Here is a 23,115-nt window from a genome sequence, read left to right as displayed (position 1 = left end):
CCCGGAAGTGCGTCACGCATCACGTCGCGGCGCCCGCGGCGGCGTCCCGGCGCCCCCTGTCCCTACCGTGATCGCGCGCTGCGGCCACCGCGGAAGCGAGCGGCCGCGACCGCCTCACGCCCCCTTCTGCTTCAGGCGCACGCTGACGCACGCCCCCGCCACCGCCACCACGGCCATCGCGGCGAAGACGGCCACGAAGGCCGCGGCCTGGCCCGGCCCCGCGGTGGCCGCCGGCTGGCCGCCGGCCGCGATCGAGCCGCCGCCGAAGGCCACGAACAGCACCCCGCTGACCCCGACGAAGGTGACATTGCCCAGCGCGTCGGACATCTGCAGCGACCCGGAGTTGCTGCCCACCTCGGCCGGCCGGGACAGCTTCAGCAGCAGCACACTGCCGCTGGAGATGTTGAGTCCCATCCCGAAGCCGCCGACCGTCCAGGCCACCGCGACGATCCACACCGGCACCCCGTCGAGCAGCGCCAGCGGCACCATCGCGATGGCCACCGCCAGGAAGGCCATGCCCAGGCCCATCAGCCGCTCCCGGTGCGGATCCATGCGTGGGCGGCTCTGTACGAATGAGCCGAGCGCCCAGGTCAGCCCGCCGCCGGTGAGCGAGAGGCCGGCGAGCGTGGCGGTCAGCCCGCGCTGGGTGACCAGCAGCAGCGGGATGAAGCTCTCGGCCGCGACCAGCGCCCCGGCGGCCAGCCCCCGCATCAGCACCACGGCCGGCAGCCCGCGGGCCGCCCGGAACGTCCCCCGGGGCAGCAGCCGCAGCACGGCCGGCACCAGCAGCGCCAGCCCGGCGGCGGCCGGCAGCAGCGCGGCCCAGGACAGGTGCTGGCCCGCGTACTGCACCAGACCCGCGCCCACCGCGGCGGCCAGCGCGAGCCGGGTGCGCCGGCTGCCCAGGATGTGCCGCGCCCCGCCGAGCGGACCCGGCTCGGCGCGCGGCAGCTTGCGCAGCGCGGGCAGCATCACCCCGAGCGGCAGCAGTATCAGCACCGGGATGGACAGGAAGACCCAGCGCCAGCCGGCGTGCTCGGTGACCGTCCCGGCGACCAGCGGGCCGACGATCACCGGCACCACCCAGGCCGCCGAGAACGACGCCATGACCGCCGGCCGCAGCCGCTCCGGATAGGCGCGGCCGACGACGACGTACAGCGAGACGATCACCAGCCCGCCGCCGAGCCCCTGCACCCCGCGGCCCGCGACGAACATCCCCATGCTCTGCGCGCCGCCCGCGATCAGCAGCCCCGTACCGAACGCGGCGACACCGGTGAACAGCGGCGCGAGCGGGCCGCGCCGGTCGCTCCACTCCCCCGAGAGCGCCATCGCGAACAGACTCGCCGTGAAGAACGCGGAGAACGCGAAGGCGTACAGCCCGATACCGTCCAGGGCGCGGGCGGCGACCGGCATCGCGGTGTTCACCGCACTCGCCTCGAAGGCGACGAGCGAGACGACGGAGATGATGCCGAACGTCAACGCGCGGTAGGCGGGCCCGAGCACCCCGCCTTCGTCACCCGCCGCGGGCATCCCGCCGGGTGCGGGCACCGGCGGCCCGGGTATCGGGGGGCGGTCGGTGGCGGCGGCGACATCGCTGTCGCACGGCTGATCTGCGCTCATCGCGCCAGCGTAGAAGCCATGGCGCTGCCGCGCCCCTGCCGGGAGACCGGGATCACCTCGGTCGTCGGTCCTACACCTGCCGCACCGGCACCGGCATCCGGCCCGCGAACGGATGGATGCGGTCGTGCCGGTTGGCTGCCCTGCCGTTCATGAACGCCGTATTGCGGTCCCGTGGCGGCCCGTCCCGCCCTCTTGCCCTACCCCCCGCCCCGCGCCCTACAGTCGGCACAGCACCTCATCCCGGCCGTGTGCCCGAGTGGTTCAGGGACTCGCCTGCAAAGCGAGTTACGCGGGTTCGATTCCCGCCACGGCCTCTACGTTCCTGACCAGGCACAACATATGGGCGGCACCCCGCATGGGGTGCCGCCCATATGGTCTTCCGTCTCAGTTCCCGTCTCAGTTGACGGACACGAGCGAGGAATGCATGGTGTCCCGCACCGGTAAGGGAGAAGCACCATGCCAGCTGGGGCTACTCGAAGATGTTCGGAAGGGGGATGCGGTTGACGCGACGGTTAGCGTTCCACGCGGAGGCAACAGCCAGGTGAGCGGCCTTGAGGCGGCCCTTGGTCCCATCGGTGCAGGTGTTGTTGTTGGTGGCGATGGTCTGAATCTTGGCCTTGAAGGTAGTGGGGTCACCCTGGCGCTTGAGCTTCTCCGCCAGCTCCGTGCGCTTCAACTAAGGGCGATGAGTCCGTCGGGGGCGGGGTGGTCGCGGTGCTCGTTGGCGCGGATGACGGCGAGGAAGGCGTGCGCAAGCATCGCGAGGGTCACCCAGCGCAGCCAGGGGGTGAAGCGGCGGACCTGGTGCTCGTCGAGTCCGGCGAGGCCCTTGCCGGCCTGGAAGGTTTCCTCGATCCTCCAGCGGGTGCCGGCGACGCGGACCAGGACGGACAGCGGCACCGGCCGCGGACTGAAGCAGCGGTAGTAGGCCAGCTCGCCGGTGGTGCGGTTGCGGCGGATCAGCAACTGACAGGAGCCCGCCGTGTCGGTGGGGACCAGGTCGACGGCGGCCCAGTCGGCACTGTGGCCGCTGGCCCAGAACCGCTCCAGCATCGCGGTTGACTGGAGAGTTCGAGTTCGCCCTGAGCAATGCCCGTCAGAGGCTCACCACGTCTCGGGGAAGGTCCAAGCCAACCGTCAGCCTGCCATCATGCAGATCGTCCAGGTACAGCACACCAACCTCAGCCCCACGCTCCAGGGGGCCACGTCTTCGCTTCAGACGATGGGCCCAGGACTGCCCGGCGGGTGAGGGACAGCGGTCCAGATCCACGGACGAGGGCCCTTGAGTCCGCGCAGGCAGGCGACCCGGTGACGTGCCTCGTCGGCGGTATGGGGATGGTCGATGGCTGTCTGGATGGCGTAGGTGGTCATGCGGAGTTCGCGGATTCCGCGCATGACCTCGAAGCCCTCGTACATGGTGACGTCGTATCCGCCATAGGCGTTCACGTATCGCTCGTACTCGGACGCCGGGATGGTGGCAGTGGTGGTGACCTTCACAGCCGTGGACGTGAGGTCCCATTCGGGCGGGCCGACGGCGGCGGAATCGAGGTCGAGGAGGTAGGCATGCCCGTCGTGAGTGCGGGCAACGTTGCCAGCCCAGGCATCTCCATGGAGCGGAGCAGGGGCAAGCCCTTGGGGCAGAGACCCCCAGGCAGCGGCCAGTTCGTCGGCGTAGGCGACGAGCCAGGCCATGTCGTCGTCACTGGTGACACCAGCGTGGTGAACGGCCTCGAGGCGAATGCGTGCTTTGGCCGCCGGATCAGTCAAGGCCAGAAGATGCTCAGGGGCGGGCAGTTGGTGGAGCAGGCACAGGAGGCGGGCAACGTCTTCGTGACGGCCAACAGTGTGGTCGGGGAGTTGTTCCCAGAACGTGGCCGCGCGATCCTCGGGCAAGTCCACCGCAGACGGGAGAGCGGGGCGGACCGCAGGGATGCCGTGCTCGGCAAGCCATTGGGCGGTGAGGAGCTCACGGTGTGCGGCGGCTCGGCGGCCTGGGCGCGTGATACGGACGATGAGGTTGCCGGGTATGGACCAGATGGCGTTGTCGGCGATCCTGACCGGCTCGGCACCCGCGGGGTCCAGTCCGGCGTTGCGGCATGCATCTACGAGGAGCGGCCAAGTCGCCTGTGCTGCCGCGTCACTGCTGCTGACCGTCACGTAGTCGTCCCCTTGCTGATGGTGCGGGTGATGCGTTCGCGTAGTTCGCTGGCCTCGGCCACCGTGCCTCGCTCTTGAGCGGCAGTACGGGCGAGTTCTACCAGCCCCGCTTCGGCTCGGCCAGAGCGGACCCGGGCGGCCTCCTCTAAGGCGATCGCTCCGATCCGGACGGCTTCGGCAGGGTCGCCAGTCGCCATGGCCAGGGTGGCCAGTTTCGTACGGGAGAAGACGCGTGAGCGGATGTACGTGTCGGTGTGGTGGGAGCACGCCGCGGCCAGCCGTTCAGCGGCAGCCTGGACGTGGCCCCGATTGCGGGTGGTCATGGCGAGGTCGAACAGGGCGTGCCCGGTGTCGCCTTGGTGCTGGGCGTAGTCGTAGTAAGACATCCATGGAGGGTCGTCGGCCGGGTGGGTGTGGCTGTACGCATTGTCGGCCTCGCCCACGGCGGTAAGGGTGGCCTGGACGTCGCCGGCCTTGGCATGGGCGCGTGCGCGGGCGATGTAGAGCATGGCCCGCTCGGTGGGGGTGAGCCGGTCAGAGCGGATGGTTCCGACCTCGGTGTGAATCAGTGCCGTGTCGGGGTCCTCCATCCACACGGCGTGCCGGGCCCGCCAGCTGTAGATCTTCCCGCGCAGGTGCCATTCGTCGGCTTCCTCCGCGCAGGCTGCCGCGAAGGTGAATGCGCGGCGGGCGTCGTTGTGGGCGAACGCGTCGAAGCAGGCGACGCCCGCGACCATCCCGAGGTGCGCCACCGAGGCGAACAGCGGTTGACGTAAGACCTCGGGGCATGGCGCATCAAGCAGCTTGGCTGCCCAGGACAGTTGGGCGGTTCCGGTCTGCCGGACGAGTCCACCACCGCCGTGGAGGTTGTGCCATGTCGTGAGGGTCAACGCCGCCTGCTGGACTTCTTGGATATCGCCCGGCCGTATCTGCGCGGGGATCTCCGGCGTCGAGAGGCTGGCGAAGACAGTGAGCGGGGAAGCCACCTCCAGGCTGGGTGCGAATGCGGCCGCGTGCGAAATCACCTGACTGGCCGTCGGCGGCGGGATGGCGGCCGGGTCCAGGCTCAGGACCCGGGCGATGTAGGGCCACCAGTACTTGGGTTCGCGCTCGCCCGTCATCCACCGGCGTGCGTTTGCCCGTTGCACACGATCCGGATCGCCGGATTCAGCGACGCCGACGGCTCGGGCGAGATCGCTCGGACCCCAGCCTCGTGCCTCAACCGTCTGGCGGATCAGCTCCGCGAGCGCCGGGTTCTTGGGCACCTCGCCACCTCCGTCCCTCCTGGACTCCGCAGGACTACGCGGGACTCCATCCTGGACTCTCCCCGCGAGCTGCGACCTGCGTTTGACTGAACATCACCAGCCGGTCTTCAGCCTCAATTCGGTTGCGGTGCAACCGCGTTCGTCGTGTCGAGGTACCCAGCGCACAGAGGGGCGGTCCCCGTGAGGCAGAAAGGAGGAACAGGAAGAAGCAGCACGGCAGCCTGCGGTAGCGGGTAGGACGCTCACCAGTGAGACGCTCCACCGCACCTCACCCCCGCCGCCTCCCTGATACTCAGCCAAGTTATGCCCCTGAAGCGGGAGATCAGGTACGACTGCCCCGACAGCCGACTCGGCCGTTTCGAGCCAAAATTCATGGGCTAACGGCGTAGAGAGAATCCACGCATCGCCCTTATCGCCATAAGGGTCAGTGGTGACGTGCGCCCAAAATCAGCCCAAAATCCATGCACTCCAAACTCACCGGAAAGGCATTGCCGTGACATCCACCCATCACCTCATCGTGGTCGGTTTCGATGAAATCGTCGCCAACAAGTACCTGCCGTGCATTCGCGATGCCATCAAGTCCGGCCACATCGACTCCTATTCGATTATCGACCTGGAGTCGCAGCGATCGGAGATCGACAGGCGCATACAGGCGGCGGGCATAAAGCCCAGAGGAGTCGTCTACCTGCCGAATTCTGGCGACCGAGTTCGGGAGACGCCGCGAGAACTCATCGCCGCCGCTATCCAGCGCCTGCGAGTACCCGGCGCACCTACGAAAGTATATATCGCCACGGAGGTACGGGCTCACGAGGCATACCTCCGATTCTGCGTGGAGAACCACATCGACTCGCTGGTCGAGAAGCCTGTCTTAGCGCCCGTCGTCGACAGCCGGTTCAAGCCGTCGTACATCACGAAGACCAGGGAGGAACTGATCGGTGTCGCCGCCGACTCTTCCGCACAACACTCGGTGATGACGCTGAGCCGGTACCACCAGATCTACAACCAGCGGGTCATTGCGTCACTCAGAGACCGGATGGAGAGGTGGGAAGCGCCTCTGACCTCCTTCCATCTCCGGGCCGCCGGCGGTGTGTGGAACCTCCAGCGGGAGTTCGAGAGCCGCGACGATCACCCGTACAAGTACGGCTACGGGATGATGATGCACGGCGCGTACCACTACGTGGACCTCGCGACCCAGATCCTGTCGCTCAACGCGGAAGTCTTCCCCGAGCGCCAACTGAGGCTGGAGGTCAGCGCCTTCGGCGCCTTTCCTATCGACCAGCACCAGCGTGTCTCCCAGCCGATCGCTGGCAGGTTCCAGGACGACGGCGCGCGATGGTCGGCGGACTCGGATGCGAGCTTCCGCTTCGGCGAGACCGACGTGACCTCCGCATTCCGCCTCGTAGACGCTGCGACGGGGAGGACGATCTCACTCGGGACCTTGTCCTTTGAGCAGACCACCCCCTCCATTCGCAACTGGGGCGAGCTCCCGGAGGGCGTCTACAACGTCAACGGCCGCACGTCGAGTGTCGACCTGGAGGCCCAGCTGTCGACGCTGTTCTCCACCCACGTCCACTGCTACGACATCCCCCGCGGTGTCAGCGCGGACGGGATAGACGCGTTCGCCCGCGTGACCACACGCGCCAACGCCGCGCTTCTGCCCGACGAGCAGTACGTGTCGGAGGAGTCGTTCGACGGGCTGTTCCACAGCGACAGCAACCGCCAGCTCATGGAGCACTGGCTGCGCGGCTCCGAGAACCGCAGCTCCCTGGCAAGCCACCTGCGGCCCATGCAGGTCACCGAAGCGCTCGCCTCATCCGTGCTCACTCCTGGGCACCTGGCCACGGTGCCTTTCTAGTCGCCGACCATCCTCAACCTCCCAGACCAAAGAGGAGTCACCCATGAAACAGCCAGTCTCGATGGCATCCGTGCATGCCTTCTACGCGGATGTGATCCGGCGCGGCCGGAATACTGCGGAGAACCTCCAGGCCGCCGCCTCAGAACGGTTCAACAACCTCCTGGGCTCCATCGGCGACGCGACCCCGCGTACCGCACTGGATCTGGGATACGGCGCGGGGGCCTACACCATCGCTTTAGCTCGCGCAGGATTCCACGTGGTAGCCGTCGACCAGATACCCAGCGACCCGCTACTACGACGCATCGGCGACGCCGGCACTTGGGCCCGCCGGATCGAACCCCGACAGTGCCTCGCCGAAGACTTCATCATCGACCAGGACTTTGGAGTCATCGTCGCCAAGGACGTCCTGCATTACCTCACGAGGCTCAACGTCGAGGCCCTTCTGACGAGCGCGGTCGCACACGCTCGCGGGGAGAACTACCACTACCTCGAAGTCTTCACGGGAATCACCCGCAGGTCTGCGGACGGCCAACTGCTGCGCATTGAAGGGGAGGCCGGCTACACCCCGGAATCCTTCCGGCGTGGGATCGAGCGGATCTACAAGGGCTGGGACCTCACGCTGCTCTGGTCTCAGCACGCGGAACAGGACAGCAGAACCGGGCTCAACTGCTTCGAAGCGATCCGGGCCACCGTCATCGCAGCCAACCGGGCAGCCTGATCAGGGACAGGGAGAGACCATGAAGTCGAGCACACCCGAGGGAATCAGCTTCGTCATCCCCTGCTTCAACTCCGGGGACTACCTCGTCGAGGCCGTGGAGTCCCTCATCCAGCAGCCCCATGCATTCCCGTACGAAATCGTGGTCGTGGATGACGGTTCCGACGAGCAGCACACGCTGCGCGCTCTCGCACAGTGCGCCGAGCACGCCGAGGTCCGCGTCCTCCGCCAGGAGCACAGCGGGCACCACGCCGCCAGGAACGCCGGCATCGATGCCGCGAGCTTCAAGTACGTGATGCAGCTCGACGCCGACGACCGGCTCGCCACGGCCCCGGAGCTGCTGAAGTCCGGGAGCTACCCGGACAGCGCCGTCAGGTTCCTGAAGACGCACCAGCACGTGGCCTTCGTCCACACCATGTCGCGGATGATCGGCGACTTCGACGGGCTCACCATCTCCTCCTACCCGTGCCGCGAGGAGCTGATCCTGCGCAAGCACCACGTGCCCACCTCGATCGTCTACCGCCGCGACGATGCGATCCGCGGTGGCCTCTACGACCCGCATGTGCGGAAGTGGGGGGACTGGGCGTTCGCCGTGAACCTCCTCGCCGGGCGTTTCCGCAGCGGCGACCACAACAGCGTTGTGTGCATCGCTGGTCCGCTGCACGAGTACCGGGTCCACTCACGTACGCGGCGGGTCTCCAACGTGGAGGTCTCCGAGTTCGACATGACCCTGCTGGTGGTCGAGAAGAACCTCGACCTGTTCCGAGACCGCTTCAACCGCGACGACTCCGCCGAAGACATCACACGCGACGTGCTCGCCTCGAAGCCGTCTCGGCTCGTCGATCTGATCCGGATGGCCGAGTTCGATCTCGAACAGGCCCTGGCGGTCGCCCGCCAGCGGGAGTTTTCCCTGTCGAGCCCCTACGAGGGCCTGGGAATCCCGTAACGAGAGGCCCCCATGAAGGAAGCCCCGGACGAACGTCCGGGGCTTCCTTCATGGGCCTCGCTCCTACCCGGTCGGCAGGCTGCTGATCTGGTTCTGCAGCCGGACGATGTCCTCCTCGGCCTTCGCGAGGCGGGTCCGGATCTTGTCGACCACGTTGTCCGGGGCCTTCGCCAGGAACGCCTCGTTGCCGAGCTTGCCCTCGGCCTGCGCCTTCTCCTTCTCGGCCGCGGCAAGGTCCTTGGCGAGGCGCTTGCGCTCCGCGGCGACGTCGATCGTGCCCGACAGGTCGAGCGCCACTTCCGCGCCGGCCACCGGCAGCGATGCAGTGGCGCTGAAGCCTTCGCCTTCCGGCTGCAGACGGAGCAGCTGGCGGATGGCGGCCTCGTGCGGGGCCAGTGCGGTGCCGTCCAGGTTCAGGCGGGCGGGAACCTTCTGGCCCGGCTGCAGGCCCTGGTCGGAGCGGAAGCGCCGGACCTCGGTGACGACCCGCTGGACCAGCTCGATCTCCTGCTCGGCGACGTCGTCGCGGAAGCCCGAGTCCTTCGGCCAGTCCGCGATCACGACGGACTCGCGCCCGGTGAGCGTGGTCCACAGGGTGTCGGTGACGAACGGGACGATCGGGTGGAGGAGGCGCAGGGTGACGTCGAGGACCTCGCCCAGGACACGTGCCGAGACCTTGGCCTGCTCGCCGCCCTCGAAGAACGTCGTCTTGGACAGCTCGACGTACCAGTCGAAGACCTCGTCCCACGCGAAGTGGTAGAGGGCATCGGCGAGCTTGGCGAACTGGTAGTCGTCGTAAAGCGCGTCGGCCTCGGCCACGGTCTTGTTGAGCCGCGACAGGATCCATCGGTCGGTTGCCGACAGCTGCTCGACGGGCGGCAGGTCGCCCTCGACGGTGGCGCCGTTCATCAGCGCGAACCGGGTGGCGTTCCAGATCTTGTTGGCGAAGTTGCGGGACGCCTGGACCCAGTCCTCACCGATCGGGACGTCAACGCCCGGGTTGGCACCACGCGCCAGGGTGAAGCGCAGCGCGTCGGAGCCGTACTTGTCCATCCAGTCCAGCGGGTTGACCGTGTTCCCGAACGACTTCGACATCTTCTTGCCGAACTCGTCGCGGACCATGCCGTGGAACGCGATCGTGTGGAACGGCTGCTGGCCGTCCATCGCATACAGACCGAACATCATCATCCGGGCGACCCAGAAGAACATCAGGTCGTAGCCGGTGACCAGGACGGAGTTCGGATAGAACTTCTCCAGGTCAGGGGTCTGCTCGGGCCAGCCCAGCGTGGAGAACGGCCACAGGCCGGACGAGAACCAGGTGTCGAGGACGTCAGTGTCCTGCGTCCAGCCCTCACCCGTCGGCGGCTCCTCGTCGGGGCCGACACAGACCAGCTCGCCATCCGGGCCGTGCCAGACCGGGATGCGGTGGCCCCACCACAGCTGGCGCGAGATGCACCAGTCATTGAGGTTGTCGACCCAGTCGAAGTACCGCTGCGACATGTCGGCCGGGTGGATGTCGACCCGGCCGTCGCGCACGGCGTCGCCGGCGGCCTTGGCCAGGGTCTCGACCTTGACCCACCACTGCATCGACAGCCGGGGTTCCAGCGTCGTCTTGCAGCGCGAGCAGTGCCCGACCGAGTGGACGTAGGGGCGCTTCTCGGCGACGATCCGGCCGTCGGCGCGCAGCGCGGCGACGATCGCGGAGCGGGCCTCGAACCGGTCCAGTCCGAGGAAGGGACCGTGGACGGTGATGATGCCGCGCTCGTCGAGGACCTCGATGGATTCGAGGTTGTGGCGCTGGCCGATGGCGAAGTCGTTCGGGTCGTGCGCCGGGGTCACCTTGACGGCGCCGGTGCCGAACTCCGGGTCCACGTGCGTGTCGGCGACGACAGGGATCGTACGGTCGGTCAGCGGCAGCTTGATCTGCTTGCCGATGAGGTGCGCGTACCGCTCGTCATCGGGGTGGACGGCGACCGCGGTGTCACCCAGCATCGTCTCGGCACGGGTAGTGGCGACGACGATGGTGTCCTCGCCCTCGCCGTACGTCATGGAGACGAGCTCGCCGTCGTCGTCCTGGTAGTCGACCTCGATATCCGAGATGGCCGTCAGACAGCGCGGGCACCAGTTGATGATGCGCTCGGCGCGGTAGATCAGACCGTCGTCGAACATCTTCTTGAAGACCGTCTGGACGGCACGGGACAGGCCCTCGTCCATGGTGAAGCGGTCGCGGCTCCACGCGACGCCGTTGCCCAGGCGCCGCATCTGGCCGGCGATCTGGCCGCCGGACTCGGCCTTCCACTGCCAGACCCGCTCCACGAACGCCTCACGGCCCAGGTCGTGGCGGGACTTGCCTTCCTTGGCGAGCTCCCGCTCGACGACGTTCTGGGTCGCGATGCCGGCGTGGTCCATGCCCGGCTGCCACAGCGCCTCGAAGCCCTGCATCCGCTTGCGGCGGACGAGGGCGTCGATCAGCGTGTGCTCGAAGGCGTGGCCCAGGTGGAGGGAGCCGGTGACGTTCGGCGGCGGGATGACGATGGTGTACGGGGGCTTGTCGCTCTTCGCGTCGGCCTCGAAGTAACCGCGCTCTACCCAGCGCTCGTACAGCGGCCCCTCTACCTCGGCCGGCGCGTACTGAGTCGGCAGTTCGGGGGCGCTGTTCGGCCCGCTGTCGGGGCGCTGAGTGTTGTCGGTCACGACGGCCATTCTAGGGCCGTGGCGCCGCGTGCTTCGCCTGACTATTGCGGCGCAGCCGCACCAGGGTTAGGACACAAAAGTGGCCGCACGAGGCAATTTCAAGTGTGACCAAGAACTCGCTCGTGCGACCACGGCCTAGCCTATCCCTCCGCTCCAGCGGAATCGCAACCTGCCAGGCCACAGGGCCGGCGGGGCTCGCCCTCTGCAGCAAGGGCGAACCCTTCTCGATCCACAACTGGTAGTTCCCGAAGTTGTGGGTCAGCTGCTCGCGGACCTATTCGCGTCCGAGCTGGTGGACAGACGAAGGATCTTGTCCCAAGTGGCCACTAGCCCAGCAGCAGCGGCCGTGGCCAAGGCGACGCCCAAGGCAGACGAAGCCAGGGCAAAGACGATGCCAGCGAGACAGAGAGTGAACGCAGCCCCTCGCAGGACTTGCTGCCGCCACGCCCTGCGCTCCCGGTGGCTGTGCAACAGCCCGTCGGCGGACACATCTCCGGGCGCGAGATCTTGCAGCTGGCCGCTGGCGAGGACCTTCAGGATCCGCTGTACTTCGAGCAGAGCACGCTTCGCCCCATCGATGCGGTCAAGTTCAACCCCATCCCGCAGCTCACGTACGAGGGCGGCCACTGCGGCGAACCGGGCCACGACCTGGGGCATGGGGTTGCGGCCGTCAGGAAGCGCACGTTGCACGGCATATCTCTCCAGTGCGATGGCGAAGTCTTCCAACGCTCGGGCTGCGGCAACGTGTGGGGAGTTGAAGGGCGATGTCGTCGGAGGCTCCTTCCCCGTTACCTCCAGAGGCTGGAGGAGTGCCTCATAGGCCCTACGCACCGTGACCGTCACGGCCTCGGTTGTCCACCGTTGCATGCCTTGGTTTGTGACAAGCGAGGCGATCACGATAGTGATCAATATGGGCGTCACCATGGCCCCCATGGCGACGGCGTCGCGCCAGACGTGCCAGCTTGTGCGTTGGATGGTTGTTGCAAGGGCGCCACCCGCTGAGACGGACGTTGCGATGGGGACGATCATCTTGAGGGCGAGCGCCCTCCGTGACACCTGATACAGGACGTCTTCGCGTTGCAAGTAGTCCAGCGTCGGACGGTCCGGACGAGTCGCCAAGGAGCTGTCGCGGACCTGGCGTACCAGGTGAGCGCGGCGCCGTCTTGCATGTGCCCGCCCGCGTGCCCAGCAGATCCGTTCCAAGAGCGTCCTGTTACCTCGGCGCTGCGACGTTGCCGTCATGGTCAGGCCCCATAGCGACATGGTCCAAGCAGCGAAGATGAGCGCCCCAAGCTCGGCTTTCGACACGTACTTCCCCCTCCAGAGCATCGTGGGGGCTCAGCCCCATCACATGTCCCTATGCCCTGGAGAGATCCACAAATGCCTTACTGTCAGTGAGAAGACCTGTGCGAGCCGAGGACCGCCGATCTGGTCACCGCAGACCCGTGACCAACTGCAGAATCGGTCCAATGACCTGGCAAGAAGGCTCAGCTCCGTGGTCTCAGTTCTGGTCTCATTCGCCTACGTCCGGGACCGTTCAGAGTCCCGCCGATCACCGGCTCCGCCGCAGGTCAGAACTTTCCTGATCTCCCCTGGACCCCCAGACGAACATTTGGAAAGCGTGTTGGCGATGCTGATCTTCAGCGCAGCATGAAGGCTCAAGGGCTGAGTGACACCTGGCACCCAGCCGACGTGCGGCGACGGCCGTCTCAGTTTCCGTCTCGTTCGTCGTCATCCGCAGACGTCCGGGCCGGTTCATCCCGCCACGGTGGGCACAGTTTCCGTACGGGATGAACGCCGGCGAACACTTCCGGATCAGGCCCTGACCAGCACAGACAAACCTGCAAAGCGAGTTACGCGGGTTCGATTCCCGCCACGGCCTCTGTACATGCTGTGACCAGAAGAAACGGCCGCCTAGCGGCGGTATGACGCACCGTTGAGAAGGTGCCAGGTCAGTCGCTTGAACGCCTGACAATGGACATAGAAAGACTGTCCTGGCACCCCAACCCCCAAGGGGCGTCATGACCGCCACCACTGCTACCAAGCCGCGTAAGAGCCCGTTCCGGACCAGCACTGCCACCAGCCGCAAGGCCCAACCGATGGCCACCCGCGTCAACACCGATGCGGACAAGCGGTACGTGTCCTCACAGGCTCCACCACGGCCCCTAAGAACTAATTCATAAGACAGCTGAGCCGGGCCCCCGTTAGGGGCCCGGCTATTCTTCTATCTGCCTGGATGCAAAAGGACCCGTCAGCCCCACGCTGATGGGTCCTTGATTGCCGTTACCTGACATCTCCATCTGCCAGGTTGCACAGGAGACTACCGGATCATGGACCCCCGATGACGTTGGATGGTTCATCGAGCCACAGGTGCTGTCCACTCCGGTCACAGGTGAGCCCATAGTGCGTGTAATGGGGCTGCCCGGCATTTCTCCACGCGCTGTATACGCGAACCAGCTCGGCCCACAGATTCCGGCTGCCGTACAGCGTCACCGCGCCGTCACGCCACCATTCGTCGTAGTTGACGATGGCCACGGATGTGCCAGCCTCATCCCACAACTGTGCTTGCTTGGACTCGCCCTCACCACGATGAGCAAATGAGACATCCGGCAGGTATAGGCCCATGGTGAAGTTGATTTCCCAACCTTGCCCGAGAACCTCTTCAGGGTCGATAGGCGATGCGTTCTTGCGTTTCTCGTCCGCAGGGTTGATCTGATTCTTCGGGCGATGGCTGCGCACCCACATGTAGCAGGCACCCCCCACGAACCTGCCTGCCGCAACGCCTTGTTGTACTCGAAGCTTCAAGAGGCCGCCACGTCCGTACAGGGTATTGAAGGGCGTCAGGATGACCGCACCCTCCGCCGATTGCTCGATCCACTGACGGGGGATGCTGCGTACCGCCGCCGTCGAGATCACGCGGTCGTAGGGGGCAGTTGGCACCCACCCCTCCAGGCCATCCCCGCAGATGGCAGTGGGCGAGTACCCGGCATCTTCGAGGTTCTTAGCGCCCCAGGAAGCGAGTACGGGGTCAAACTCGATCGTGGTCAGGCTTCCACTGCCCACGCCTTCACACAGTAGCGCTGAGTCGTAGCCGGATGCTGTGCCGATGTGCAGAACCTTGTGGTCTGAATCCACTTCGAGTTGATTCAGTTTCTCGAAGGCAATGTCGAGCGCAGAGATGGAGGACGAGAAGTCCCCCTTGAAGGGACCGTGTTCCGGAGATATCCCGTCATCCATCTGAGTAATGAGCGAGCTATGGGTGTTCCAGACAGCTCTACGCCAACTGTCCTCGTCCTCAGCCTTGTCGAGGACCAGGTGCCGTCCAGCGTCGTCTGTGCCGTCACCCCAGAACCTGTCAGGGACGAAGGCTTCGCGGTCAACTCTGTCGAAGGCTGGCCGAAGCCATGGGGACCGGAAGGCCCCCATGACTTCAAGCTCCTTGCGAGAGATTGCTCGGTAGTTCATTCCGCCTACTTACTCGGTCGGCTCCCGTCCTTGCTCGGAGGCTCCTTCGGCGGAGTCCACGGCTTGTCTTCCGGCTCACCTTTGTGCTTGGACATCCATCTCTCCTTAGTCGTTGCCGGGTACCCACCCTGACAGGGGGTGGTTCCCGCCCCCTGAGAGGTCAACACGCTCTCAAATGGCGGACGTTCTTGGGGTCGACGGTGGCGACCTCTGAGCGACCCGGCAAGCGGCGCCGTGATCGTCCGGGGCGGGGTGCCGGCCGGCGGGCCGGGGGCATGGAACACCACGGTCACCCCGTGTACCTCACACCGGTACGCCCCATCCCCCAGCGGAGCCATGTCGCGCCACGCCATGGGGCGCCGAACGGGCCGGTAGTCGCTTGTCAGCACAGGGGCGGCCGGGTTTCCCCCTCCTGGGGACTGAACGGCCGCCTCAGGGCCCTTAGCGTTTGTCGCAGCACGGCTTCCCTGCCCCATCCGTCTCCCTGTCGGCATTGCTGCCGTTGCTGCTGCGGTCGTTGACGCCCTTGGTTTTCTTGCCCAGATCGTCGGCGGGGCGATCTTGTCCACCAGGGCGCCACTGTGCGTGCTGATGGTGGCGATCAGGGACGGGTCAACGAGGATGCCAGCGGCTTTGAGTGCGTCGTGCAGGCGCTTGCCCAACTCCTCAATGGATTGGGCCTGGACGGGGGTAGCACCCATGCTCGCCTCCTTGGCTCTCAGTAGCGCTTCCACTACCGGGGAGGTTCAGCATGGCCCATACCTGGGAAGCGTTCAACATGTTGGCGATGAATGGAAGGTAGGCGAACGGACCATGAACAAGAACGAGTTGAACCCGGATGCATCTCCCGAGGCGGCCTACGGGGCGCGTTTACGCAGCCTGCGGGAAGCGCGCGGCTGGACCCAAGAGGATCTGGCCAGCCGCACGGAATATTCCAGCGTGCATATTTCAGCCGTCGAAAATGGTCGGAAACCTCCAACCCTCCGCCTATCGCGTGGCGTTGATCGCGCCCTCGGCCTTGTGGGTACGGCGGATGCGTTCGAGCGTCAGTACCGCGAGATCAAACACGGCAACCTGCTGGAAGGCTTCCCGGAGTACGTCAAGTACGAGGGCAAGGCAGCAGAGCTCCGGCTGTTTGAGATCGGGCTGATCCCGGGCCTGTTGCAGACACCGGAGTACGCGCGGGCGGTGGCGGATGGTGACGTGCAGCGTGGTGCCATCACGCCCGAACAAGCGGAGGAGCGGGTTTCTTTTCTCGCTAGGCGGCAAGCGGCGCTGGTGCGCCCCCGTTTGCCCATGGCGCTTGTGGTGATGGATGAGAGCTGTCTTCGCCATGCGGTCGGCGGTACCGAGGTGATGGATACTCAGTTTCGCCGCTTGGTCGAAGTCGCCTCTCTCCCCAACTGGGTATTGCAGGTGTCACCCTTTGGGATAGGAGCGCGGCGATCGTTCAACCTCCCGATGAACCTACTCACGATGTCGGACCTGTCTGTGGTCGCGTACGCGGAATCCCAGCTACGGGGCCACCTGGAACGCGATACGGCAGCCGTACTACCCCTGCTGACGGCCTACCATCAGTTGCAGGCCGAAGCTCTGCCCCAGGCGGCATCGGTGGCCATGATCAATGAGGTACGAAAGGGCATCTCGTGACGACCGACTCCCCCCGCTGGTTCAAGTCCTCCTACAGCAGCAACGGCGGTAACTGCGTCGAGGTTGCCGCTAATGTCCCCGGCGTCGTCCCCGTCCGTGACAGCAAGGACCCCCACGGCCCGGCCCTGGCGTTCCCTGCTGCCTCCTGGTGCTCGTTCGTGGCAGAGGTGAAAGGCAACAGCTTCGACGCTGCCTGACGGCCGCACAGCGGCATCCCAGGGCATGTGCGGCCCCCACTTCCGTGGGGGCCGCCCTCCTTCATGTCCGCGTACGCGGGTGCCCCCGCCGCGGTCCGGTTACCGCTGTACGACCTGTGCGACCGCCGCCTGCGGGCGGATCGGGAGGCGGCCGACGGGGCGGCCGGTGGCGGCGCGGACGGCGGCGGCCACGGCGGCCGGCGAGGTGACGACGGGGACCGCGCTGACGGGCTTGGCGCCGAACGGGGCGACCACATCGCGTTCCTCGACGAGCTTGACGATCCGGATGTCCGGGGCGTCCAGCGCGGTGGGCAGCGCGTAGCCGGTGAGGTCGGGGTGGCGGACCTGGCCCCGGGTGGTGCGCAGGTTCTCCATCAGGGCCGCGCCCAGCCCCTGGGTGACACCGGCCTCGATACGGGCCCGCAGCTGGCGCGGGTTGAGCACCCGGCCCACGTCCTGGGCGACGGCCATCTCCACGACCCGGACGGCGCCCAGTTCGATGTCGACGTCGGCGACACAGCGGATGGCGCAGAAGGCCAGCCCCACGAACGCGTCGCCCTGCCCGTTCTCGTCCAGCGGTTCGGTGGGATGCGGCCGGGACTGGGCGGTGGCCCACAGCTCCTTGCCGTCCAGCGCCTCCGCGACGGTCGTGCTGAGCACCCCGTCATAGGAGGTGATCTTGCCGTCGGTGATCTGCAGCAGCTCGGTGGACATCCCGAACTTGTGGGCCAGCGGCTGCAGCAGCTGCGTACGGACCATCTTGGCCGCGCGCTCCACGGCGCCGCCGGAGACCCAGGTGTGCCGGCTGTGGCAGGCCCGGCCGGCCGGCGGCTGGTCGGTGTCCACGCCCGCGACGTGCACCTCGTCGATACCGAGCGTCTCCTGCACGATCTGCCGGGCCAGCGTGGCGAATCCGGCCCCGGTCTCGACGGCGGCGCACAGGACGGTGGCGACCGAACCGCTGACCTTGACGGTGGCGGTGGACACCTCGTCGGCGCCCTCCGCGCCGAGCATGTGCACCATGCCCAGGGCGTAGCCGACGCCCCGGCGCACCGCGCCCGGTTCGCCCGCGCCCTCGGGGCCGCCCGGCAGCAGCCACTCCGCCTCCGGGGTGTCCTTGGGCAGCTCGGGCAGCGGCGCCTCCTTGACGGCGCGCAGGAGTTCGGCGACCGGCGCCGGGCAGGTGACGGTCTGCCCGGTGGGCAGCAGATCGCCGGTGGCCATCACGTTGCGCAGCCGGATCTCGTCCGGCTCCAGGCCCAACTGGGCGGCCAGCCGGTCCATCTGGCCCTCGTACGCGGCACAGACCTGGAGGGCGCCCTCCCCGCGCACATGGCCGGACGGCGGGTTGTTGGTGCGTACCGCCCAGCCCTCGACGACGGCGTGCGGCACGACGTACGGGCCGCAGGCGAACGAGACGGCGGCGGCCAGCGTCTCGGCGGAGGTGTCCGCGTAGGCGCCGGCGTCCATCAGGATCTGCGCCTCGACCTTGACGAGCTTGCCCTCGGCGTCGGCGTGGTGGCGGTAGCGCAGCAGCGTGGGATGGCGGTGCGCGTGCGCGAGGAAGGACTCCTCGCGGGTGGCGGCCAGCTTGACCGGGCAGCCCGTACGCATCGCCAGCAGGCCGAGGGCCAGCTGCATACCGGGGTCCTCGCGGTCGCCGGTGGCGCCGGGGACACCGGTCACCACGATCTTGACGCGGTCCGGTTCAAGACCGAAGGAGGCGGCGGCCAGATCGCGGTCGGCGTGCGGGTCGGTGGAGGCGGTGTAGATCTCCACCCCGCCGTCGGGGCGCGGCACCGCGAGCCCGGCCTCGGCGCCGATGGGGGCCGGGTCCTGGCGGCCGATCCGGTAGAGCCCCTCGACCATGACCTCGCCGACCGCCTCGGCGTCGCCGAAGCGTAGCGGGATGTGCCGGATGAGGTTGCCGTCCGGGTGCAGCGGCTCGGCCTCGAAGGCGAGTTGGGGGTCGGTGACGGCGTCGAGCAGCTCGTACTCGACGGCGATGGCGGCGGCCGCGAGCCGGGCGGTGTCGGGGTGCTCGGCGGCCACCGCGGCGATCGGCTCGCCGTGGTGGCGGACCTCGTCCTTGGCGAAGACCGGGCGGTCGGGGGTGCCGCGGCCGTGGGCGGCGTCGCCGGGGACGTCCTCGTGCGTGAGGACGACGCGGACGCCCGGCATCTCGGCCGCCTGCCGGGTGTCGATGGACAGGATCCGCGCGCGCGGGTGCGGCGAGCGCAGCACCGCCGCCCACAGCAGCCCCTCGGCCCACAGGTCGGCGGCGTACGGGAAGGTGCCCTCGGTCTTGGCCGGCGCGTCGGCGGGCGGCAGCGAGACGCCCAGTCCGTGCAGCGGTGGTTCGTCGGGCATCCGGACGCCCGCCGCGGGGGTCGCGGTGACGGCGTCGGCGCCGTCGGTCGTACCGCTCATGCGGGGCCTCCCGGCTGCGGATCGGCGCCCGGCCCCGGGTGGTGCGGCCCGTGCGAACCCGGGTCGGGGGGCCGGTGGCCGGAGGAACCCTGGCCGGGCGCGGCCAGGTCGTGCGGGGCGCGGCCGACGGCGTCGGGCGGGCCCGCCTGGTGCGGGATACGGGCGCCTTCGGCCGGTGCCTCCGCCAGGGCGGCCGCGGCCTCGGCGGCCTGTGCGCGGGCTCTGACGACCTCGTCGACGGCGTCCAGCACGCCCCGGTAGCCGGAGCAGCGGCAGAGGTTGCCGCAGAGCGCCTTGCGGGTCTCCAGTTCGCTGGGGGCGTGGTTGCCCTCCAGCAGGTCGTGGACGGTCATCGCCATGCCCGGTACGCAGAAGCCGCACTGCACGGCGCCGGACGCGGCGAGCGCGCGCTGTACGTCGGAGGGCGCGCCGTGTTGCGCGAGCCCCTCGACCGTACGGACCTCACTGCCCGCCGTGGTGACCGCGGGCACCAGGCAGGACGCGACGAGCCGCCCGTCCACCTGGACGGAGCAGGCCCCGCACTCGCCCTGGGAACAGCCGTCCTTGGCCCCGGCGAGGCCGAGCCGCTCGCGCAGGACGTAGAGGAGCGACTCCCCGATCCAGGCGTCGGTGACCGGCCGGTCGGTGCCGTTCACGCGCAGGGCGTAGGAGGCGTGGGGGTGTTCGTCGTGGGGGTGTTCGTCGTGGGCGTCGGCACCTGCATCGGTGTCGGGGTCGGGCACGAGGACCGGTGCGGCCTCGGGCCCGGGGTCCGGGTCGGCGGGGGCGTCGGCCCGGCTCCCGGCGGGTTCCGCGGACCCGTCGACGGCCTCGGAGGCGGCGGGCCCGGGGACCCGGGCATCGGCCGGGGCTCCGGCGTCGGTGGCGCTGACGGCGTTGACGGCGTCCGCCGGACCGGTGGTGTCGGCGGCGTCGGTGGTGTGGACGGCGTGCGCCGGACCGGTGGTGTCGGTGGTGTGGACGGCGTGCGCCGGGTCGGCGGTGTGAGCCGGGTCGGCGGTATCGGCGGTGCCGGGCGTCTCCGCGGGGCGGTGGGCGGGCTCCGCGGGGCCGGTGGGCCGTGCGGGCTCGCCGAGTTCCGCGGACGGGGCGGTGTCCGGGCCGTCGCCCAGGGACGCGGCGGGCGCGCCGTCCGGTCCGGCCGCGGTGCCGGGCCGGTGCCCGGCAGCGGGTTCGGCGCCGGGCTCGGCAGCCGTGCCCGCGGCCGGTCCGGCCCCGGCAGCCGCGCCATGGGAAACCGCGTCATGGGAGACGGCGTCGTGGGAGACCGCGTCATGGGAGACCGCGTCTTGGGAAACCGTGTCGTGGGAGACGGCGCCGTGGGAAACCGCGTCGTGGGAGACGGCGCCGTGGGAAACCGCGTCGTGGGAGACGGCGCCGTCGACCACCGCGCCCTCGGCGGCCGCACCGTCGGCACCCGGTCCCACGTCGGCACCCGGCCCCGCATCAGTGACCGGCCCCGCGTCGGCCGCCCGGGAAGCCGCGTACGGGTCGTACGCCGCGTACGCCGCGCCGCCCGCCGCGCCGGTCCCGGAGTCGGCGCCGGGGATCGCACCGAGCGCGAACTCCCCTGACGTATCGGGCTGTTCGGTACCGGCGACCGGGACCGACCAGTGGGCCGCACCGGCGACCGGACGCGCGCCGCTCGCGGCGTCCGCGCCGCCGTCCGTACCGGCACCGGCCGCCGGACCGGCCGCGGTGCCGGAATCCGCGACGGCACCGGGACCGGCCGTGGCACCGGGATCCAGGGCGACCACCCGGAGCGGCTGTGTCACCTCGACCGCGCGCAGGGGCTGCGTCTCCTCGTGCCGCGGCGTCGGGGCCGCGGGGGGCCACTGGGCCTTGGCATCGGCCGGCAGCGACCACTGCACGGTCACCCCGCCGGTTCCGCCATTCCCACCGGTCCCGTAGGAGCCGCCGCCCGACGGGCCGCCGCCGTCCGGCAGTTCGCTGCCCGGTCCGGTGTTGTGGCCCGGCAGCCCGGCACCGTGCGCGTACGGATCGTCCGCCGGAACGCCCTGGGTGCCGTGCGCCTCGTGCGCGGGACGGTGCTCGTGCGCGGTGTGCGGGTCGTGGGGGGCCTGCGGGGCATGGGGAGCGTGCGGTGCCTGGTGGACCTCGTGCGACGGCTGCCGCGCGTCGTGCGCCGCCGGACCGGGTACGCCGTCGGCGCCGCCCGTACCGCTGTCGCCCGCGCCGCTCGGGTCCGCCGTGGCGGCCGGTCCGGTGGCGAAGTTCCAGTGCCCGGTCCCGCCCGTGACGCCCGCGCCGGGGACGCCCCCGGCACCGCCGTACGTGCCCGGGTACCCGTCGCCCGGGTAACCGGCGGCGGTACCCGGCGCGGCGGTACCCGGGTGTCCCTGCTGGTGTTGCTGGTGGCCGTGCCCGCCCGGCAGGCCCTGGTGTCCCGGATGTCCCGTCAGCCGGTCGTCGCCGACCAGGTACTCACCGGACTCCTCCTGGACGTCGTCCCCCGCCGCCGGGACCGACCACGACCCCGTACCGCCGGCCGCCGCCTGCGCACCGCCCGCGACCGGCCACTGCACCGGGTCGCCGCCCCACGGCTGCGCCGCACCGGGCGTACCGGGGTGGCCGGCCGACGCCTGGCCGGCGGCGGGGCCTTGAGCGGGTGCGGCCGGGGGCGCGTATCCGGCCGACGGGTCCGCGAACGGCATCGTCCACTGGGCGGTCGCCGCCGGGTCGGTGGCGCCGCCGGCGGCCGGCGGCGCGGTGGGGTGCGGGGCGAAGGAGGCGGGCGGGGTGTAGCCGTGGCCGGGCGCGGCGAGCGGTTCGGCGCCGGGCGCGCCGTAGCCGCCGGGCGTACCGGGCGTCCCGTAGAGGCTGTTGGCGAAGCCCTCCGGGAGCTGGACGAAGGCCGTCGCGTCCGACTCGTACTCGCCGCCCTGCGGCAGCGGCTGCCAGCCCTGTTCGGGGTGCGGCTGCTGCGGATCCCGGTGGTCCGGGCCGTGGTGGTCCCCGGCTCGGTTGTCCGCGGTTCGGTTGTCTGCGTCACTCACGAAAGCGCCCTCCCAAGTGCGCGGCGGGCCAGGACCGCCACCGTACGGCGCAGGTGCAGTGCGGTGGCCGGCAGGGCCGCCGGCTCCGCACCGTCCAGCGGCGGCGCCGGGTCGGGGATACAGGCGGCGGCGACGTAGTCGCCGAAGGCCGTCAGCGCCTCGGGGACCAGGCCGCGTTCGCCGTCCCAGTCGATGAGCGAGGCCACCCACTGCTCGGCCTCCAGCGGGCGCAGCGGCATCGCGGCGACCGCGCCCACCGCGCAGCGCACCCCGCGCCGCGCCGGGTCCAGGACCAGTGCGACGGAGGCGATGGCGCGGCCGGGGCCGGTGCGGCCGGTGGCCTTGAGGAAGGTCTGCGGGGCGTGCAGCAGCGGCACCCGTACGAAGCCGACGAGTTCGCCGGGCCGCAGCATCTCCCGGCCGGCCAGGAGGTGGCTGACCGGGATCTCGCGGCGGGTGCCCGCGGGCCCGGCGATGAGCACCGTGGCTTCGAGGGCGGCGAGCACGGGGAGGGTGTCGCCGGTGGGGGCGCAGGTCACGATGTTGCCGCCGAGCGTCCCGGCGTTGCGGATCTGCGGCGGGCCGGCCGCGCGGGCGGCGGCGGCCAGGCCGGGGATCAGCGCGGCGAAGTCGGGGCGTCCCATGCGGACGAGGGTGAGCCCGGCGCCGAGCAGGGCGTGGCCGTCCTGGTACTGCCAGCCGCGGATCTCGCTGATCCGGCCGAGGCCCACCAGGGCCGCTGGTCTGAGGAGTCCGGCGTTCACCGCCGCCATGAGATCGGTGCCGCCCGCGACGGGTACGGCGGCGGGCATCGCGGTGAGCGCCGCCACCGCCTCGTCGAGCGAGGCCGGCAACGTCACCGTGTGCGACGCGTGCGGTGCGTGCGTGGTCAAGCCAGCTGCCCCTTCCCCGGTGTCCCGGCTGTTCCGCTCCGCCGTACGGTACGTGCTCACGGCCCGGACGTGGCAACTCTGGCACATCTTCCCGGTTCCCCGGCGAGAGGGTCCGGGATGCGGCGGTCCGCCCCGCGGCCGCGGGCCGGTCCGTTTCGTCCGGCTCCGGCGGGTGCCGCCGGTGCGCCGG

General features: G+C 69.3%; 15 protein-coding genes, 1 tRNA gene and 1 pseudogene. 6 read left to right on the top strand and 11 right to left on the bottom strand.

Annotation, left to right across the window (positions count from 1 at the left end):
• Positions 1–114: 114 nt before the first annotated feature.
• Positions 115–1,620 (bottom strand): MFS transporter, encoded by a 1,506-nt coding sequence (locus IH09_RS19315; protein WP_052857839.1) that lies wholly within the window; start codon positions 1,618–1,620, stop codon positions 115–117.
• Between the two features lie 242 nt (positions 1,621–1,862).
• On the opposite strand from IH09_RS19315, the gene IH09_RS19310 reads away from it, so the two are divergent.
• Positions 1,863–1,934: transfer RNA gene (locus IH09_RS19310), tRNA-Cys, on the top strand.
• 155 nt (positions 1,935–2,089) lie between these two features.
• On the opposite strand, the gene IH09_RS19305 is transcribed toward IH09_RS19310, so the two are convergent.
• The 4 genes and pseudogenes from IH09_RS19305 to IH09_RS19290 form a co-directional block, all read right to left on the bottom strand.
• Positions 2,090–2,296 (bottom strand): hypothetical protein, encoded by a 207-nt coding sequence (locus tag IH09_RS19305; RefSeq protein ID WP_052857836.1) that lies wholly within the window; start codon positions 2,294–2,296, stop codon positions 2,090–2,092.
• Positions 2,296–2,655: pseudogene (locus tag IH09_RS19300) on the bottom strand (IS701 family transposase); the annotation flags it as partial. The pseudogene IH09_RS19300 and the gene IH09_RS19305, both read right to left, overlap by 1 nt.
• Before the next feature lie 180 nt (positions 2,656–2,835).
• Positions 2,836–3,777, bottom strand: coding sequence for an aminoglycoside phosphotransferase family protein (locus IH09_RS19295; RefSeq protein WP_052857831.1), 942 nt, complete (start codon positions 3,775–3,777; stop codon positions 2,836–2,838).
• Entirely contained in the window at positions 3,774–5,042 is a 1,269-nt protein-coding gene (locus IH09_RS19290; protein WP_094794862.1) for a hypothetical protein, read from the bottom strand. The genes IH09_RS19295 and IH09_RS19290 overlap by 4 nt, the downstream gene beginning before the upstream one ends.
• Positions 5,043–5,535: 493 nt before the next feature.
• Here IH09_RS19290 and IH09_RS19285 point away from each other — a divergent pair, with 493 nt between their 5' ends.
• The 3 genes from IH09_RS19285 to IH09_RS19275 are packed head-to-tail and all read left to right on the top strand — an operon-like array spanning position 5,536 to position 8,558.
• Entirely contained in the window at positions 5,536–6,897 is a 1,362-nt protein-coding gene (locus tag IH09_RS19285) for a hypothetical protein (protein WP_052857828.1), read from the top strand.
• A 43-nt stretch (positions 6,898–6,940) separates the two neighbouring features.
• Entirely contained in the window at positions 6,941–7,615 is a 675-nt protein-coding gene (locus IH09_RS19280) for a class I SAM-dependent methyltransferase (RefSeq protein ID WP_052857825.1), read from the top strand.
• 19 nt (positions 7,616–7,634) lie between these two features.
• Positions 7,635–8,558, top strand: a complete 924-nt coding sequence (locus IH09_RS19275) for a glycosyltransferase family 2 protein (protein WP_052857823.1) — start codon at positions 7,635–7,637, stop codon at positions 8,556–8,558.
• A gap of 63 nt (positions 8,559–8,621) precedes the next feature.
• Here IH09_RS19275 and IH09_RS19270 read toward each other — a convergent pair whose 3' ends face one another.
• The 3 genes from IH09_RS19270 to IH09_RS19260 all read right to left on the bottom strand — a co-directional run bounded on the left by IH09_RS19270 (position 8,622) and on the right by IH09_RS19260 (position 14,717).
• Positions 8,622–11,261: a valine--tRNA ligase gene (locus IH09_RS19270; protein ID WP_205379666.1), complete on the bottom strand. Its 2,640-nt coding sequence runs from the start codon at positions 11,259–11,261 to the stop codon at positions 8,622–8,624.
• A gap of 249 nt (positions 11,262–11,510) precedes the next feature.
• Positions 11,511–12,335, bottom strand: coding sequence for a hypothetical protein (locus IH09_RS19265; protein ID WP_240150741.1), 825 nt, complete (start codon positions 12,333–12,335; stop codon positions 11,511–11,513).
• Between the two features lie 1,245 nt (positions 12,336–13,580).
• Entirely contained in the window at positions 13,581–14,717 is a 1,137-nt protein-coding gene (locus IH09_RS19260; protein WP_094794859.1) for a protein-L-isoaspartate O-methyltransferase family protein, read from the bottom strand.
• A gap of 813 nt (positions 14,718–15,530) precedes the next feature.
• Between IH09_RS19260 and IH09_RS19255 the strand changes: the two genes are divergently transcribed.
• A complete protein-coding gene (locus IH09_RS19255) occupies positions 15,531–16,367 on the top strand; it encodes a helix-turn-helix domain-containing protein (protein ID WP_052857816.1) in 837 nt (278 codons plus the stop codon).
• Complete coding sequence (locus IH09_RS19250; protein WP_052857813.1) at positions 16,364–16,564, top strand: DUF397 domain-containing protein; 201 nt, start codon at positions 16,364–16,366, stop codon at positions 16,562–16,564. The genes IH09_RS19255 and IH09_RS19250 overlap by 4 nt, the downstream gene beginning before the upstream one ends.
• A gap of 99 nt (positions 16,565–16,663) precedes the next feature.
• Here IH09_RS19250 and IH09_RS19245 read toward each other — a convergent pair whose 3' ends face one another.
• From IH09_RS19245 to IH09_RS19235, 3 genes are read right to left on the bottom strand one after another with little or no spacing between them, the layout of a single operon-like run.
• Positions 16,664–18,994 (bottom strand): xanthine dehydrogenase family protein molybdopterin-binding subunit, encoded by a 2,331-nt coding sequence (locus IH09_RS19245; protein ID WP_052857810.1) that lies wholly within the window; start codon positions 18,992–18,994, stop codon positions 16,664–16,666.
• The gene (locus IH09_RS19240) at positions 18,991–22,032 is read right to left on the bottom strand and encodes a 2Fe-2S iron-sulfur cluster-binding protein (protein WP_052857807.1); all 3,042 of its coding nucleotides are present in this window, start codon (positions 22,030–22,032) and stop codon (positions 18,991–18,993) included. The genes IH09_RS19245 and IH09_RS19240 overlap by 4 nt, the downstream gene beginning before the upstream one ends.
• Positions 22,029–22,925, bottom strand: coding sequence for an FAD binding domain-containing protein (locus IH09_RS19235; protein WP_052857803.1), 897 nt, complete (start codon positions 22,923–22,925; stop codon positions 22,029–22,031). The genes IH09_RS19240 and IH09_RS19235 overlap by 4 nt, the downstream gene beginning before the upstream one ends.
• Positions 22,926–23,115: the final 190 nt, after the last annotated feature.

Origin of the sequence: Streptomyces celluloflavus, from assembly GCA_000720995.1 — a bacterium.
Classification (GTDB): domain Bacteria; phylum Actinomycetota; class Actinomycetes; order Streptomycetales; family Streptomycetaceae; genus Streptomyces; species Streptomyces celluloflavus.
The sequence above is the reverse complement of the archived record's forward strand: the minus strand, read 5'-3'. Positions and strand labels throughout refer to the sequence as shown.

Coding starts and splice junctions, on each gene's coding strand:
- IH09_RS19315 (WP_052857839.1), bottom strand. CDS start 1,620: ATGAGCGCAGATCAGCCGTGCGACAGCGATGTCGCCGCCGCCACCGAC.
- IH09_RS19280 (WP_052857825.1), top strand. CDS start 6,941: ATGAAACAGCCAGTCTCGATGGCATCCGTGCATGCCTTCTACGCGGAT.
- IH09_RS19275 (WP_052857823.1), top strand. CDS start 7,635: ATGAAGTCGAGCACACCCGAGGGAATCAGCTTCGTCATCCCCTGCTTC.
- IH09_RS19270 (WP_205379666.1), bottom strand. CDS start 11,261: ATGGCCGTCGTGACCGACAACACTCAGCGCCCCGACAGCGGGCCGAAC.
- IH09_RS19260 (WP_094794859.1), bottom strand. CDS start 14,717: ATGAACTACCGAGCAATCTCTCGCAAGGAGCTTGAAGTCATGGGGGCC.
- IH09_RS19255 (WP_052857816.1), top strand. CDS start 15,531: ATGAACAAGAACGAGTTGAACCCGGATGCATCTCCCGAGGCGGCCTAC.
- IH09_RS19245 (WP_052857810.1), bottom strand. CDS start 18,994: ATGAGCGGTACGACCGACGGCGCCGACGCCGTCACCGCGACCCCCGCG.